Source organism: Vibrio marisflavi CECT 7928, assembly GCF_921294215.1.
GTDB lineage: Bacteria > Pseudomonadota > Gammaproteobacteria > Enterobacterales > Vibrionaceae > Vibrio > Vibrio marisflavi.
Map to the genome: position 1 here is coordinate 1,705,480 of NZ_CAKLDM010000002.1, position 16,960 is coordinate 1,722,439.

General features: G+C 42.1%; 14 protein-coding genes. 8 read left to right on the top strand and 6 right to left on the bottom strand.

What is annotated here, in order from left to right; translation table 11 throughout:
- Positions 1-12 precede the first annotated feature (12 nt).
- Complete coding sequence (locus L7A31_RS14600; RefSeq protein ID WP_237362506.1) at positions 13-591, top strand: NapC/NirT family cytochrome c; 579 nt, start codon at positions 13-15, stop codon at positions 589-591.
- Positions 592-746: 155 nt separating this feature from the next.
- Positions 747-1,556, top strand: a complete 810-nt coding sequence (xthA, locus tag L7A31_RS14605) for an exodeoxyribonuclease III (protein ID WP_237362507.1) — start codon at positions 747-749, stop codon at positions 1,554-1,556.
- Between the two features lie 69 nt (positions 1,557-1,625).
- Here xthA and L7A31_RS14610 read toward each other — a convergent pair whose 3' ends face one another.
- The 4 genes from L7A31_RS14610 to L7A31_RS14625 all read right to left on the bottom strand — a co-directional run bounded on the left by L7A31_RS14610 (position 1,626) and on the right by L7A31_RS14625 (position 4,764).
- Positions 1,626-2,303 carry an ABC transporter permease gene (locus L7A31_RS14610; protein ID WP_237362508.1) on the bottom strand — a complete coding sequence of 226 codons (678 nt, stop codon included), beginning with the start codon at positions 2,301-2,303 and terminating at the stop codon, positions 1,626-1,628.
- Between the two features lie 3 nt (positions 2,304-2,306).
- Positions 2,307-3,047, bottom strand: a complete 741-nt coding sequence (locus tag L7A31_RS14615) for an ABC transporter permease (RefSeq protein ID WP_237362509.1) — start codon at positions 3,045-3,047, stop codon at positions 2,307-2,309.
- 87 nt (positions 3,048-3,134) lie between these two features.
- Positions 3,135-3,911 (bottom strand): ABC transporter substrate-binding protein, encoded by a 777-nt coding sequence (locus L7A31_RS14620; RefSeq protein ID WP_237362510.1) that lies wholly within the window; start codon positions 3,909-3,911, stop codon positions 3,135-3,137.
- 82 nt (positions 3,912-3,993) lie between these two features.
- A complete protein-coding gene (locus L7A31_RS14625) occupies positions 3,994-4,764 on the bottom strand; it encodes an ABC transporter ATP-binding protein (protein WP_237362511.1) in 771 nt (256 codons plus the stop codon).
- A gap of 747 nt (positions 4,765-5,511) precedes the next feature.
- Here L7A31_RS14625 and pflB point away from each other — a divergent pair.
- Positions 5,512-7,788, top strand: a complete 2,277-nt coding sequence (pflB, locus tag L7A31_RS14630; protein ID WP_237362512.1) for a formate C-acetyltransferase — start codon at positions 5,512-5,514, stop codon at positions 7,786-7,788.
- Between the two features lie 155 nt (positions 7,789-7,943).
- Entirely contained in the window at positions 7,944-8,927 is a 984-nt protein-coding gene (locus L7A31_RS14635; protein ID WP_237362513.1) for a lipid A deacylase LpxR family protein, read from the top strand.
- 3 nt (positions 8,928-8,930) lie between these two features.
- On the opposite strand, the gene L7A31_RS14640 is transcribed toward L7A31_RS14635, so the two are convergent.
- Positions 8,931-10,811, bottom strand: a complete 1,881-nt coding sequence (locus L7A31_RS14640; protein WP_237362514.1) for a methyl-accepting chemotaxis protein — start codon at positions 10,809-10,811, stop codon at positions 8,931-8,933.
- A gap of 217 nt (positions 10,812-11,028) precedes the next feature.
- Between L7A31_RS14640 and pflA the strand changes: the two genes are divergently transcribed.
- Together pflA and L7A31_RS14650 are read left to right on the top strand one after the other, a co-directional pair.
- The gene (pflA, locus tag L7A31_RS14645; protein ID WP_237362515.1) at positions 11,029-11,769 is read left to right on the top strand and encodes a pyruvate formate lyase 1-activating protein; all 741 of its coding nucleotides are present in this window, start codon (positions 11,029-11,031) and stop codon (positions 11,767-11,769) included.
- 229 nt (positions 11,770-11,998) lie between these two features.
- Positions 11,999-12,499 (top strand): YfbU family protein, encoded by a 501-nt coding sequence (locus L7A31_RS14650; protein ID WP_237362516.1) that lies wholly within the window; start codon positions 11,999-12,001, stop codon positions 12,497-12,499.
- 63 nt (positions 12,500-12,562) lie between these two features.
- On the opposite strand, the gene L7A31_RS14655 is transcribed toward L7A31_RS14650, so the two are convergent.
- A complete protein-coding gene (locus L7A31_RS14655; protein ID WP_237362517.1) occupies positions 12,563-13,318 on the bottom strand; it encodes a MipA/OmpV family protein in 756 nt (251 codons plus the stop codon).
- 342 nt (positions 13,319-13,660) lie between these two features.
- Between L7A31_RS14655 and L7A31_RS14660 the strand changes: the two genes are divergently transcribed.
- Positions 13,661-15,595 carry a PrkA family serine protein kinase gene (locus L7A31_RS14660; RefSeq protein WP_237362518.1) on the top strand — a complete coding sequence of 645 codons (1,935 nt, stop codon included), beginning with the start codon at positions 13,661-13,663 and terminating at the stop codon, positions 15,593-15,595.
- 87 nt (positions 15,596-15,682) lie between these two features.
- The gene (locus tag L7A31_RS14665; RefSeq protein WP_237362519.1) at positions 15,683-16,954 is read left to right on the top strand and encodes a YeaH/YhbH family protein; all 1,272 of its coding nucleotides are present in this window, start codon (positions 15,683-15,685) and stop codon (positions 16,952-16,954) included.
- Positions 16,955-16,960 lie beyond the last annotated feature (6 nt).

Consider the following 16,960-nt stretch of genomic DNA (forward strand, 5'->3'; position numbering starts at 1 on the left):
TGGGAGGATGACATGGGGAAACCTAAGTCCGATACTCGTCACCAAGGTCGGCTCCACACGTTGTGGAGCTGGCTGAAAAAGCCGTTACTTTTGGGCATACCAATTGGTGTCTTCGTATTGCTGCTTGCTATTGGTAGTTTTCAAGGCGTAATGACACTCACCAATCAAAACGCATTTTGTTTTAGCTGCCACCTTAAAATGGATACCATCGTACAGGAGTACAAAGCATCCGATCACTATATGAGAAACGGCAAAGTTATAGCAACCTGTGCTGACTGTCACGTTCCTCACGACTTTGTCGACAAAATGAAAGTGAAGATCATGGCAACCGCCGATATTTACTACATGCTGGCAGGTACAATTACTAAGGAGAACTTCGAACAACATAGACCTGAACTAGCCCAAAAGGTCTGGGATACGATGGAAAAGGACAATTCAGCCAACTGCCGCTATTGTCATACCGGAAGTAACTTCGACTTAACCAAACAACCTCAGCGGGCTAAGCTAAACCACGAACAGCTTGGAAAAACAGGAAAAACGTGCATTGATTGCCATACTGGAATAGCGCATAAACGGATTGTCATTGAGTAGGTTTCTATCTCAACGAACATCCAACCTCTCCTAACATGTTAACCAAACAACCTGTAGGTGCTAGCTTCGAGTTGTTTGGTTATACTATCTCTCCGTATAGAATATCTGTGTATATATGCCCATTTAGTGCATTGAAAGTTCTCATAGGATAAAAAATGAAAGTAGTCAGTTTCAATATCAACGGCCTTCGCGCTCGTTTACATCAACTACAAGCTCTTATAGACAAACATCAACCTGACGTTATTGGTCTTCAAGAGATCAAAGTTCATGACGAAGCTTTCCCAGTAGAAGATGTTGAAGCGATGGGATACAAAGTCTATTACCACGGACAAAAGGCTCACTATGGCGTCGCGATGCTATGCAAGAAAGAGCCACTCTCAATCCAAAAAGGTTTCCCTACTGACTCTGAAGAACATCAAAAGCGCATGATTATGGCTACGTTTGAAGACGAGAATGGCCAGAAGACAACCGTTTTAAACGGCTATTTCCCCCAAGGCGACAACATTAGCCACGAAACTAAATTTCCATATAAAAGGCAATTTTACAAAGATCTAATGGGTTACTTAAATAACCATCACTCTAGCGACGAACAAGTTATCGTGATGGGCGATATCAACATTAGCCCAATTGACTTAGACATTGGTATTGGAGAACAAAACCGAAAACGCTGGCTAAAAACTGGTAAGTGCTCTTTTCAGCCTGAAGAACGTGAATGGTTAAGCACACTTTTGGACTGGGGCTTCGAAGACACATTTCGCAACCTACACCCAGAGGTAGACAATAAGTATTCGTGGTTTGACTATCGTTCAAGAGGTTTTGATGACAATCGAGGCCTACGGATAGATGTTATTTTAGCCACTCCAAATCTTGCAAAGAAATGTACTGAATCCGACATAGACTATGAATTAAGAGGTATTGAGAAGCCATCTGATCATGCGCCTATCTGGGCAAGTTTCTCGAGCTGATCATATTTGCTTATCACCATACCAAAAGAGCACCATATAGGTGCTCTTTTGGTTTCTTTACCGAGGAAACTAACTTAAAGGTCTCAAATACGCTAAGAAGCGTTTTTCCGCTTGCTTAAAGCACCACAGAATTATAAACGTCAAGCACATATAGAATAGGCCTGCAGTCAAGAACGATTCAAACGGAGCATAATAACGTGAGTTAACCAAACGAGCTGCTCCAGTCAAATCCATGATTGTCACGATACCAGCCACCGCGCTGCCGTGTAGCATAAACACGACTTCGTTACTGTATGCTGGCAAGGCTCTTCTAAGTGCACTTGGTAAGATAATTCGGTAGTAAGTCTTCCAAACACTCATCCCATAAGCTTTTGCTGCTTCAATTTCTCCTTTGGGCAGTCCGTTGATAGCTCCGCGAATGATCTCTGCGGTGTATGCGGAAGTATTTAGCACAAAAGCAACTAATGCACAGAACCAAGCATGCTCCCACAACGTATCTTTTACGGCAAAAAACTGATCCATACCGTAATAAATGAGATAAAGCTGAACTAGTAGTGGTGTACCACGGAAGAAATAGATAAATGCCCAAGAAGGAGCACTGAGAATATAATGTTGGCTATTGCGGGCAACCGCTACCGGTATAGATATGAATAAGCCGATAATAAGTGCCGCTACCACTAGCCATACCGTAGTCCATAGGCCATCAAGGTAAATTGGAAAGCTTTCTACGACTAAACTGAAATCCATGTTCTACCTCGTATGAATACTAAATTTGCGCTCAACGACTTTTAGTAGCCCAGTTGAGATAGCTGTAAAAAGTAGAAAAATCAAAGCGACAGCCATATAGAAGGTAAATGGCATTTTTGTAGAGCCTGCTGCCAAGGTGCTCACTCGAACCATATCGTCCAAACCAATAATGGAAACTAGAGCCGTCGTTTTAAGCAAAACTAGCCAGTTATTACCAAAACCTGGAAGAGCGTGACGTATCATTTGCGGCAGCAGAATTCTTCGGAAAGAAAGAAATGGACTCATTCCATAGGCTTTGCCTGCTTCTAGTTCACCACTGTCAACAGCCATTATCGCGCCTCGGAAAGTTTCCGCCATATATGCGCCAAAAATAAATCCAATAGTTATAACGCCTGCAATAAATGGGCTCACATCAATGTAGTCAGGCACATAAGGAACCCACACATGACTAGGGTCTTGAGAGGCAAACCATTGGTTTAGTGATTCGTTAATATAGTGGAGCCCGTTGTTAACCAAAATCTGCCCACCGAAAAATATCAACATCATCAAAACGAGATCGGGAATACCTCGAATAACTGTGGTGTATAACGTAGCGATGTATCGCGCTATACGATAAGGAGATAACTTAGCTAAAGCACCAAGCATGCCCAGTACCACCGCTAAAAACAGAGACAACAACGCCACTTGAATAGTGAGCAGTGCACCTTCGAGTATAGATAACTCGTAACCTTGCAGATCCATCACGATTTATGTCCACCGCTAGAGATACATGATGATTGCCAGATGGCAAAAAAATTAAGAGAGGCTCTCGCCTCTCTTAATAGACACACATTAATTTCCATAAACATCGTAAGCAAAGAATTTATCTTGAATTTCTTTGTACTTACCTTTGTCACGAAGTGATTGAATAGCCACGTTCAATTTCTCTGTAAGCTCTTTGTCTTGCTTACGAGTCGCGATACCGAAGCCATCACCAAACCATTTAGGATCCGTCAAAGAAGGGCCAACAAACTCATACTCTTCCCCACCAGGTTTCTTTAGCACGCCTTCTTCAAGTGCTGAAGCATCACCCAGCACTGCAACAATACGTCCACTCTTCAAATCAAGGTAAGCGTCATCAAAAGAACCGTAGCGAACAATTTCTACAGAGTCACCATAGTTGTCAGTCAGGTACTTATCATGAGTAGTTGCGCGCTGAACACCGATTTTTACGCCTTTCAGACCTTCTGGTGTAAACGTCAAATTAGTGCCTTTTTTGGCAATGAATTTATTAGGGATTAGCGCATATTTATTTGTAAAGGCAACTTTTTTCTTACGTTCTTCAGTAATCGACATTGCCGCGATAATCGCATCATATTTACGCGCTAGTAGAGAAGGAATAATACCGTCCCAATCCTGTGGAACAATCTTACATTCAACTTGCATTTCTTGGCATAGAGCTAATGCCATATCAACATCAAACCCTTTTAGTGAACCATCTGCTTCCGTCCAGCTAAAAGGAGGATAAGCTCCCTCAATACCAAATCGCACCACTGTCCATTGTTTAGCTTGAGCTAGTCCGGAAATTGTTGTTGCTGTGATAGCGATTGCGAGTAACCACTTCTTCATGTCCACACTCCTGTGATTGGTAATTTGCTTCATCTAATAGGTTAATTATCATTTAAAGCGTAGGTTATATTTCCATAGGGTATTAATAAATCGATGAAATAAATTGTTGCAGCCGTTCAGATTCTGGGTTGGAAAACAGTTTTGCTGGATCGCCCTGCTCCTCCACTAAACCTTGATGAAGGAACATTACGTGGCTAGAAACATCACGAGCAAAAGCCATTTCGTGTGTAACCACTAACATTGTTCTACCTTCTTCAGCGAGATCGCGCATTACCCCTAATACTTCACCGACCAATTCTGGGTCAAGAGCTGAAGTTGGTTCATCAAATAACATTACTTCTGGCTCCACAGCCAAAGCTCTTGCTATCGCTGCGCGCTGTTGCTGCCCTCCAGAGAGGTGCCCTGGGTAGTAATCTTTGCGCTCATAGAGGCCGACTTTTTTAAGTAGCAGTTCTGCATTTTCTAAAGCTTGTTTCTTAGGGATACCTAAAACATGGACAGGCGCTTCAATAACGTTTTCCAAAACCGTCATATGCGACCAAAGGTTGAACCCTTGAAATACCATGGCCAGTCTAGAGCGAATGCGTTGAACCTGTTTTTCATTTGCGGGTTGAGCATCACCTCGTCGGTTATGCTTCATTTTTATCAACTCGCCATTGACCCATATTTCGCCCATGGTCGGTATTTCTAGTAAGTTGATACAACGCAAAAAAGTACTCTTTCCTGAACCGGAAGAGCCAATGATGGATATGACATCGCCCTTATGTGCTTCTAATGAAATTCCTTTTAAAACTTCATTCTGGCCGAATGTTTTGTGAAGATCATTTATCATCAGCGCTGAGGCGTCACTCATCCACTTTCACTCCCTTGTATACTCAATATCCAAATGTTTGTGGCAATGCATTGATAAAAAATATGCATGGCTAGAAATTAGCATCTGATAACAATTGAAGCAACAAACTGTTAACAACAATCAACTCGTAATCTACTAAACAGTCAGCAAATTCGAGTAACCATGCAAACATTGGATAAATTAAAAAGCGTTATTGGCACTAAAAGCTGCATAAATATCAAAATAAAAAAACTCTTTCGCAGCTCAGCACATTCATAAGGCTAGACACTTGAACCACATTAAATTTTGACAATCGTCACATTTAATTTGTATTGAGGGGGTTACACTTCGCAAAATTTTACATTCAACTTTCATAAGCCAGTCAATACTTTTCTCTGATACATTTCTCATGACAATAGTTTGTATGTAGGAACAAACGTAATTTCAATGAGTCCAACGAAGAGGTTTAGTGGCAGTTGCTAATGAGTGGTCTACTAGAATAGAAAAATCCAAAATCAAAAGCTCTTTATCAACAAATTTTAAGTTTTATTGATTTAGTTTAAGGTTTGCAAAAAAAATTTAGTTTAGTTTGAAGCCATATTGATTTAGTTAGGTTTATAGCCGCACCGCTATCATCAACAAGTTTTTGCTTAGATAGCATGTTTCAATACCGTGCGGAGTCAATAGATTAAAAACGAGTGGTCTTTTGGGACGGCTCACTATAGAAACAATAGTTAATGTTTTTACCACTAATAAGGTAGGTATGTCATGGCAGAGCAATTTGCTAAAGCTTGGGAAGGTTTTGCTGAAGGTGATTGGCAAAACGAAGTAAACGTTCGTGATTTCATCCAGAAAAACTATACGCCGTATGAAGGCGACGAATCTTTCCTAGTTTCTGAAGGTACTGAAGCAACTAACACGCTTTGGACTAAAGTAATGGAAGGCATCAAAGAAGAGAACCGTACTAAGGCACCTCTAGACTTTGATACTGATGTAATTTCTACCATCACTTCTCACGATGCTGGCTATATCGAAAAAGATCTAGAAACTATCGTTGGTCTTCAGACAGACGCTCCTTTGAAGCGCGCTATCATCCCTAACGGTGGTATCCGCATGGTTGAAGGTTCATGCAAAGTATATGGCCGTGAACTAGATCCACAAATCTCAAAAATCTACCACGAGTACCGCAAGACTCATAACTCTGGCGTATTCGATATCTACACTCCAGACATCCTAAAATGTCGTAAGTCTGGCGTTCTAACTGGTCTTCCAGATGCTTATGGCCGTGGTCGTATCATCGGTGACTACCGTCGTATCGCACTTTACGGAATTGACTTCCTAATCAAAGACAAGCTAGCACAATTCAACTCTCTACAAGAGAAGTTTGAAAACGGCGAAGACCTGCAAGCTACTATGCAGCTTCGTGAAGAGATTGCTGAGCAACACCGTGCTCTAGGCCAAATCAAAGAAATGGCTGCTAAATACGGTTGTGATATCTCTCTTCCTGCTGAAACTGCACAAGAAGCTATCCAGTGGACTTACTTCGGTTACCTAGCTGCTGTTAAGTCTCAAAACGGCGCTGCAATGTCTCTAGGTCGTACTTCTACTTTCCTAGATATCTTCGTTGAGCGTGATATCGCTGCTGGCCGTATCACTGAAGAACAAGCTCAAGAAATGATTGACCACTTCGTAATGAAGCTACGTATGGTTCGTTTCCTACGTACTCCTGAATACGATGAGCTATTCTCTGGCGACCCAATCTGGGCTACAGAATCTATGGGTGGTATGGGTATTGATGGACGTACGCTTGTTACACGTACAAACTTCCGTTTCCTAAACAGCCTATATACTATGGGTCCTTCTCCAGAGCCAAACATCACTGTACTTTGGTCTGAGCAATTACCTGAAGGCTTCAAGAAGTTCTGTGCAAAAGTATCTATTGATACTTCTTCTATCCAGTACGAAAATGACGACCTAATGCGTCCAGACATGGACTCTGATGACTACGCAATCGCATGTTGTGTATCTCCAATGGTTGTCGGTAAGCAAATGCAGTTCTTCGGCGCTCGTGCTAACCTAGCGAAAACTATGCTTTACGCAATCAACGGTGGTGTTGACGAGAAGCTAAAACTTCAAGTTGGTCCTAAATCTGAAGCAATCACTGATGACGTTCTAAACTACGATGACGTAATGTCTCGTCTAGATACGTTCATGGATTGGTTAGCTAAGCAATACGTGACAGCTCTAAACAGCATTCACTTCATGCACGACAAGTACAGCTACGAAGCATCTCTAATGGCTCTACATGACCGTGACATCAAACGCACAATGGCTTGTGGTATCGCTGGACTATCTGTTGCTGCTGACTCTCTATCTGCAATCAAATACGCTACTGTTAAACCAGTACGTGACGAAGATGGCATCGCGACAGACTTCGAAATTGAAGGTGATTATCCTAAATTCGGTAACAACGATGCGCGCGTTGATGACATTGCTTGTGACCTAGTATCTCGCTTCATGGGCAAAATCCGCGAACTTAAGATGTACCGCGATGCTATCCCTACGCAGTCTATCCTTACTATTACTTCTAACGTTGTATATGGTAAGAAAACTGGTAACACACCTGACGGCCGTCGTGCTGGCTCTCCTTTCGCTCCTGGTGCAAACCCAATGCACGGTCGTGATGAGAAAGGTGCTGTAGCTTCTTTGACTTCTGTAGGTAAACTACCGTTTGCTGACGCTCAAGATGGTATCTCTTATACTTTCTCTATCGTGCCAAATGCACTTGGTAAGGAAGCAGAGAGCCAAAAAGCTAACCTAGCTGGCCTAATGGATGGTTACTTCCACCACGAAGCTGGTGTTGAAGGTGGTCAACACTTGAACGTTAATGTTCTTAACCGTGACACTCTAGAAGACGCAGTTAAGCACCCTGAGAAATACCCTCAGCTAACTATCCGTGTTTCTGGTTACGCTGTTCGCTTTAACTCTCTAACTGCAGAGCAACAAGCTGATGTAATCGCACGTACATTTACTGAGTCTCTATAATCAGCCGACTTATAAAAATGTAACTAAGCCTCGCATCTCGCGAGGCTTTTTTTATTCATCTGAGCTTGCGCACATTTATCATTGATAATTTCAAAAAATTAACACGTTCCTGATAAGGTCTTGAAATAAAGGATTTCTAGACAAGATGTTACGCAATGAAAAAGCTCGCTTGCCTGCTCTCACTAGCACTGCTTACCGCACACAGTTACGCCTCTGATCGCTCTACACTCAGTGTTGGAGTAGACAATGATGGAACATTTGGCACAGACCGTGATTACTCTAGCGGCGTTTTTATTAATTACACCTCACCAGCCACAACGCCTTCGTTAGGTTTTACACCATTAAGTCTGTCACTTTGGGGGATCTCATCGATAGATAAAATCGGAGTAACCTTAGGACAAAAAATATATACACCATCGGATATTGCGTCATCACAGCCACAAGTAAACGATAGACCCTACGCCGGATATTTATATCTAGAAACGAATTACATCAGTGTCAGTCCAGTCGCTGCTCAAAGATTCAACGTAACATTAGGGACAACTGGTGAACGATCTTTGTCAAAGGAATCACAAGAGTTTATTCACTCGCTAATTGGCTCAGATGAGCCGCAGGGCTGGGACTATCAAATAGACAATGAATATACTGCTGGGGTTGGTTATCTTGTTCACCTAAACCTACTCCGAGACAAGTTTTGGAGCAACTCTAGCCTAGAGTTATCGAATATAACTGGGGGTAACGCTGGGAACTTTCGAAGCGACGTCGCGACAGGATTCATGTTGCGTTGGGGATATAATTTAGAAGATAGTTTAGGTGCAGCCGAGATCTCTACCGAGAACCCATTTCGACCAGGAATGCTCGGCCCTTCAGGTACCGGTTGGTTTGCGTATACTGGGGTAAAAACAGCCTACGTGTTTAATGATATTACCATTGAGGGAGATCGTTCTGGTTTGCCTAGCCCAAGTGCGCAATACGATGTTACGCTAGAAAATGTACAAAGCAGCGCGATTGTAGGGTTTGCTATCTACAACGAACGTTTTGGTGTCAATGTAAATTTGAGTGGAACAACACAAGCCTACAAAGAATCAGCGCACTCTATTAGCGGCAATGGCGGTATTTCCCTGTTCGCCTTTTTCTAGCAGCTAGATTTTGAATCGTTGGCAATCGACACTTAAGTCACTAGAGCGTTTGTCTACCAGTTCACCGATGGATCTCAGTTGCTCATTGTTTTGCTCGAGATCTCTCATTGCGACTGAAATTTGTGTCATGTTATCAGCCATGGATTGACTCGTCGTTGCGAGCTCTCTGATAGAGCCAAAAATCACGTCAGTTTGCTGCGCTGCCTCTTGTGCTTTCTCAGTAATTTGAGACAACGCATCCATTGCAGCCATCCCTTTCTCTTGCCCTACTTTCATAGTGCTTTCAGACTGAGATATATATTGAATTACATCAGCACTCTCTTTTCGCATTGTTTCAATTGTGCCAGATATTTCTGTTATTGCATCGACGGTACGTACGGCCAAATTTCGCACTTCATCAGCAACCACAGCAAACCCGCGCCCTTGCTCTCCAGCCCGAGCGGCTTCGATCGCTGCGTTCAACGCTAACAGGTTCGTCTGCTCAGCAATTCCGTTGATAATCTCCATCACTGAGTCCACTTTGGAAGAAGCTTCTTCTAATTGTTTGGTATGACCGGCCGCAGCAGTCAGTATCTCTGCAACCTCTTCGAGAGAACCAATGGCCGAGGTAATGATTTTGCTACCTTCATCAGCAGCATTGGTGGTTGATTTACTGATATCTGCTACAAACTCTAGCGAGTTAGATACTTCTTGAGTGGTAACGCTAACTTCTTCAGTAGCAGAAGCAAGCAGTTGAGTTTGGCCTAATACGTCAGATTGGTTTTTCGCAAGGCTATCAAGCCCAACATTTAACTCCGCAGCATTTGATGACAGGTCATCACTACTAAGCTGAACAGCACTCACCAATTCACCAAGATTTTCACAGCTCTGGTTGATGGCATTGGCCAGTTGGTTAAATTCATCTTTCTCGTTGCTGGATTTAGCCATTCTTATAGACAAATCTCCTTTGGAGACTTCCAGTAGCGTTGCATTGGTTGATTTGAGTGCTTTATTTAGCGACAAGCTGAACATCATAAAAATAGTAATAGTGAATACGGCCAATACGGCACACGCGACTAGCACTGACCATAAGGTTTGATCCGCATTTGCGCGCGCTGCATCTAAATAAGTTTTATCAATAGAAGTGAGTTTTTGTGTTGCCAATTTGACGACAGAAGTTACCTTATCTTGGCTAGCAACTAGTTTGCCTTCCATAGAGCCCAGCTGTTGAGAGAGTTCACTAACACGAGTAAAAGTCTGCTTAAATAGTTCTATTTCCTTTTCATACAACTCAAGCATCGCGTAACTATTGGATATGCTCACAAAGCTAAACATCGCTCGATTAAACAGCTTTAAGTTTTGTTCACTGGGTTCAAGAAGGTAGTTTTGTTGCGCCTTAACCATTGCCTGAAAGTCAGAATTTAAAGTGACCATCCCTGTCTCAGCAATTTTCTTCTCAATCGTGTCGGCTAATGATTTTAGTTGACCAAGTTTACCTTCACTAACGGTAAAGCCCAGCTCAGTCCGCAATTCCAACCAAGGCAATAAAGCAAGCTCAAATTGCTTAGTACTTTCAACCAATGCACTCGCCTCTTCGGACAAATTTAATTTCTCCAGAAAAGTAGCGTTTTGCTGCACCTCTTGTGAAACGGCGGCGACTTCTTGTTTTAAGTGTGCGACCTGATCACCCGTGACAGAGCCCAATTCTTTGGCTAATGAAAGCAACCTAACTTCGGTTTGGTACATCGTAATAGAGCCCGTCGTTATTTGGTTACTACTAAAATACTGTCGCTCCATTTCTGATAAACGAGTTGAAGTAAAAACTCCAAGAAGCATAAACCCTATAGTTAACAGCACTAAAAATAGAGTTATTTTCTGCTTTTGTGAGATAGAAATCGCCCTCATAGAACATCCTTATTCATCATCAAGAAAATACGACTTTTCTCAAAAATGGCTTGCGTAAAAACTCAAGTAATAACTTTATTATTAATAACAAGTTTATAACACTTTCTCTGGGATGGAGGATTTTTTGATTTTGCATAGCTTCAGCGCTGATTCACTCTATTTAAACCTTACTTTTTGTAATAAAATATCGTTCAAATTTCCTTTCTGAGAAGCATTCATGTCAACAATCGGTCGTATTCACTCTTTTGAATCTTGCGGGACAGTCGATGGACCAGGTATTCGATTCATAGTTTTTGTCCAAGGTTGCCTCATGCGGTGTATGTATTGCCACAATCGAGACACGTGGGATACTCATGGTGGAAAAGAAGTCACCGTCGAAGAGCTAATTAACGAAGCTAAGTCTTATCGACACTTTATGAACGCATCAGGAGGCGGTATTACCTGTTCGGGTGGTGAAGCCATGCTGCAACCGGAGTTTGTACGCGACTTCTTCCGAGCAGCAAAAGATGAAGGTATCCATACATGTCTCGACACAAACGGCTTCATCCGTAAGTACACAGACGTTGTTGACGAGGTGCTGGAAGTAACTGACTTGGTGATGCTAGATATTAAGCACATGGACGATGAGGTTCATCATGACTTCATTGGTGTATCCAACAAGCGTACACTTGAGTTCGCCCGCTACTTAAACAAAGTGGGACAAAAAACTTGGATTCGTTACGTCGTTGTGCCCGGGTACACTGACGACCCAAGCGCTGCACATAAGCTTGGGGAGTTTATTAAGGACATGGACAATATCGAAAAAATTGAGCTTCTGCCTTATCACAAGCTAGGTGCCCACAAATGGGAAGCGTTAGGCTATGAATATCCACTTGAAGGCGTGCAGCCGCCAAGCAAAGAAGTGATGGACAATATTGTCAGCATAATCAGTGAATATCACGACAACGTAAAATACTGATCTTCCTTCCTCATCATCCCGCGGCAGAAAAGCCGCGGGAATGTATTCCACTCAACAAAACACTAGTGCTCATCAGCCTAAAAGCTTGCACTCAAACACATAACCCGCCCAGATGTTTCAGTTAATTCTATCTAATTTACTGTTACACGTGTCTAGATCATATTTTAAAAGCAAATATTGCTCTTATACTAAATTCAACAAAAGTTAAGATATTGTTAGTGAGGCCGGCATGGAAATGACAAATGCTCAACGTTTAATTTTATCCAACCAATACCTATTAATGGCTAAATTAGACCCTGATAATTCAAGCAAATATCAGCGCCTTCAAACCATTGTAGAACGTGGTTATGAGCTACAGATGAAAGAGCTAAACAAAGAGTTTGGTTGCCTTATAGAAGAAGAATGCCGTGAAATAATAAATATCATGGAAATGTACCACGCAATGCAAGAATCCAGCAGAATGTTGAGTTCTAAAGAAAACTCAGAAGTCGATCAACGTCGCTTACAGTTCCTTGGGTTTGATATTGCAAGTGAGCCGCAATTGGTCAACTACGTGAGATTCTTAGTCGATTCTGAAGGCCTATACCCTCAGTTTGATAAAGGTGAGCACTGCTTCAATAGCCAAGTACCAATGTTGGATAAATACCGCAGAATGCAGACGACTTGGAGCGAATGCCCACGTCAGTATCACTTAAGTGCGACTGAACTTAATCAAATTCTGAACGCATAAAAAATTAGGCGGTGAAGAAACAATAACTTCACCGCCTAATTCAAATCATCTAAACCCTACAGTTTAAAACACGTAAGATACACCTAACGCCGTAGTCGTATTGATACCGCTTTCGATTATTGGGCTCTTCTCTATATCACCCTCTAGGTTGCGATAAGTGACACTGGCAGTAATCCGAACGTGGTCAGTGACATTGAGATAACTCTTTATTGCCACATAGTAAGAACCATCCGGCCCTGCATCAAACTCATTAAGGCCTGACCTCGTAGCTTCAGATGCACTCACGCCATAAAGATAATTGTTCATCTTCGAATCGTCATAGGTATAGCCGATAGTCGGAACAATACCCCAGCGTTCAAACATAAACGGTACCTTCCAAGAAGCATCAGCGTAAGAACCGTTGCTTCGACCCAAAGTATCCGTCATTCCAGCTAATTCAAACAATCCTATCGGCGTGTATAACTGATAACCAATACCACCATAAACGGTCGTTTTTCTTTCATCTAATTCTTGAATTTGTGTATCACTTGAATCCGACGGGTCCAACGACCTTGGATCGTATTTCAATCTAAAAACTATGTTCTGGCCAAAGCCGCCTCTTCTATCTACAGGTAGAAGACGATATCCGGCTCCTAGGCCACGAATGAAAAAGTGTTCTCCTTCATAACCAACCAGCGGAAAGACCCTTTTTATTGAGGGGGTATCTTTATATGTTTCCGGTGAATAGGACGCAATTGCTCCTAACGAAAATTCCGCATTTGCGGCCATTGGTACTGCACCAAGTGCCACCACAGTAGCCGCCAACAATTTTGTTTTCACTTTATGTTCCTTAAGTTCACTTTTTCATCGTCGATGTTGCGAACAAGTATAAACTTCTACATATTTTCAAACAAATGCTATCAATCATTTATTGGATTTTGAGGAATTAATATGTAATAAGTAAACACTGGTACAAAATAATCCAGCTTTCGGTAATGTATCCCAAACATATTCACCAGAAAAATGAACAGTTTCGAATAAGGGATTTTCATCACCGTTTTTGTAATTAAACACATAATTGTTAAGCAAAATGTGTAAAGAAGAGCTAGGATTAAGTATGAAAGGATTTGTACTTTACTGCGGGTTGTATGTCATTTTGACAGGTTCAGAGGGGATTTCGATATGAGTATTTTTGACCATTTCCAAGCACGTTATGAAGCCGCCAAGGATGAAGAGATATCTTTACAAGAGTTTTTACAACTTTGTAAAGATGACAAAAGTGCCTACGCAAATGCGGCAGAGCGCTTGCTCATGGCCATTGGTGAGCCTGAAGTAATCGACACAGCACAAGATCCAACTTTAAGTCGGATATTTTCCAATCGAGTGATCTCAAGATATAAAACATTCGAAGATTTTTACGGGATGGAAGATGCTATTGAACAAATAGTATCTTACCTTAAACATGCTGCGCAGGGCTTGGAAGAACGTAAACAGATTCTATATTTACTTGGCCCCGTTGGTGGTGGTAAATCTTCCCTAGCGGAAAAACTAAAAGCGCTAATGCAACAAGTACCAATTTACGTACTTTCTGCAAACGGTGAGCGTAGCCCTGTAAATGACCATCCATTCTGTTTATTTGATATTAACGAAGATGGTGATTTGTTGAAGAACGAATACGGCATCGAAAAGCGTTACATTCGCTCGATTATGTCTCCGTGGGCGGCGAAACGACTGCATGAATTTGGTGGCGACATTTCTAAATTTAAAGTTGTGAAAGTCAGGCCATCAATTCTTGACCAACTTGCTGTAGCGAAAACTGAACCAGGTGACGAAAATAACCAAGATATTTCATCACTAGTGGGTAAAGTTGATATTCGCAAGCTAGAGCACTTCTCACAAGACGATCCAGATGCATATAGCTACTCAGGCGCTTTATGTAAAGCAAACCAAGGGCTGATGGAATTTGTCGAGATGTTTAAAGCACCGATCAAAGTTCTACACCCATTGCTTACCGCAACTCAAGAAGGAAACTTCAACGGTACCGAAGGGCTATCTGCGCTGCCATTTGACGGCATGATCCTAGCTCACTCCAACGAATCTGAATGGCAAACATTTAGAAATAACAAAAACAACGAAGCATTCCTTGATCGTGTATACATCGTGAAAGTGCCATATTGCTTGCGTGTTTCTGAAGAAGTGAAAATTTACCAAAAACTACTTGATCACTCAGAGCTTTCAAAAGCACCTTGCTCACCAAGTACTTTGGATCTGCTAGCTCAATTTAGCATCCTATCTCGACTTAAAGAGCCAGAAAACTCCTCTCTATTCTCTAAGATGCGAGTGTATGATGGCGAAACCCTTAAAGATACGGATCCAAAAGCGAAAAGCTATCAAGAGTACCGTGACTACGCTGGTGTTGATGAGGGTATGTCTGGTCTTTCTACACGTTTCGCTTTCAAGATCTTATCTCGAGTATTCAACTTTGATCAGTCTGAAGTAGCCGCTAACCCTGTTCACCTATTCTATGTGATTGAGCAACAGGTTGAGAGAGAGCAGTTCCCTCAAGAAATGGCCGAGAAATACCTAGAGTTCTTGAAAGGTTACCTAGTCCCTCGCTATGTAGAATTTATTGGTAAAGAAATTCAAACCGCGTATTTAGAGTCATACTCTGAGTACGGACAAAATATCTTCGACCGTTATGTCACATACGCAGACTTCTGGATTCAAGATCAAGAATACCGTGATCCTGAAACAGGACAGCTGTTCGACCGCGCTTCTCTCAATAGCGAATTGGAGAAAATTGAGAAAACCGCGGGTATCAGTAACCCGAAAGATTTCCGTAACGAGATCGTTAACTTTGTATTGCGTGCTAAAGCTCATAATAATGGCCAGAACCCTATCTGGACCAGCTATGAGAAGCTGCGTACCGTTATCGAGAAGAAAATGTTCTCGAATACGGAAGAGTTGCTACCTGTTATCTCTTTCAACGCGAAAACGTCTTCTGAAGATCAGAAGAAACACGACGACTTTGTCGCGCGTATGATGGAGAAGGGCTATACAGAGAAGCAAGTAAGATTGCTGTCCGAGTGGTATTTACGCGTACGTAAATCCTCTTAACCGCAACTAACAAAAGCCCGAAACAAAGTACTATCTGCTGTAAAAGGCAGATAGTCGGCTTATTGTGAAGTTTACTAGAGGTGGCTCATGGCGCAATTTATAGATAGACGACTGAATGGGAAAAATAAGAGTGCTGTAAACCGTCAGCGCTTTCTACGTCGTCATAAAGAACAAATCAAAGAGTCTGTTGCTGATGCAGTAAACAGACGATCTATCACCAATACCGAATCGGGTGAAGATGTCTCTATCCCACATCGTGATATCAAAGAACCAATTTTCCACCAAGGTAAAGGGGGCGTGAAAGAGCGCGTTCACCCAGGCAACGATCAATTCATTAAAGGTGACAAAATTGACCGCCCTAAAGGTGGTGGTGAAGGTGGTGGCTCTGGTGAAGGTGAAGCAAGTCCTGATGGTGAAGGACAAGATGAATTTGTCTTCCAAATTTCAAAAGATGAGTACCTCGATATTTTATTTGAAGATTTGGAACTCCCGAATCTTGAGAAAACCCAGATAAATAAAATTACCGAGTGGAAAACTCATCGAGCCGGTTACCAGACAGCAGGTATCCCTTCTAATATTGCGGTTGTCCGCTCCCTACAGCAATCCCTAGCTCGTCGTACAGCGATGACTGCAGGGAAAAAACGACTACTAAACGAATTAGAAGACGAGCTTGAGCGTATTAAGAATGTCGAACCGGCCCAAGCACTAGAAGAGAAAAGGCTTAAAAAGGAAATCAAGGAGTTACGTAAAAAAATTGAAAGCGTTCCATTTATAGACACCTTCGATCTTCGTTTTAAGAACTACGAGAGAAAGCCTATCCCTTCAAGCCAAGCCGTCATGTTCTGCTTAATGGACGTATCCGGTTCTATGGATCAGGCAACCAAAGATATCGCAAAACGCTTCTATGTTCTTCTTTATCTATTCTTAACTCGTACATATGAAAATGTTGAAGTTGTATTTATTCGTCACCACACGCAAGCAAAGGAAGTCGACGAACATGAGTTCTTCTATTCACAAGAGACCGGCGGCACCATCGTTTCAAGTGCGCTGAAACTAATGAACGAGATTGTTCAAGAGCGCTACCCTGTTGGTGAATGGAATATCTATGCAGCTCAAGCTTCTGATGGAGATAACTGGGCTGATGATTCACCTCGCTGCAAAGAGCTATTAATCAATAAGTTATTACCAAATTGTCAGTATTACTCTTATATCGAGATAACACGTCGCTCCCACCAAACGCTCTGGCATGAATATGAGAAGCTCGAACAAGCATTCGATAACTTCGCGATGAAAAACATCCGAACTGTCGACGACATATTCCCTGTGTTTAGAGAGTTGTTCCAGAAAGAAACGGCTTAGGAAGGC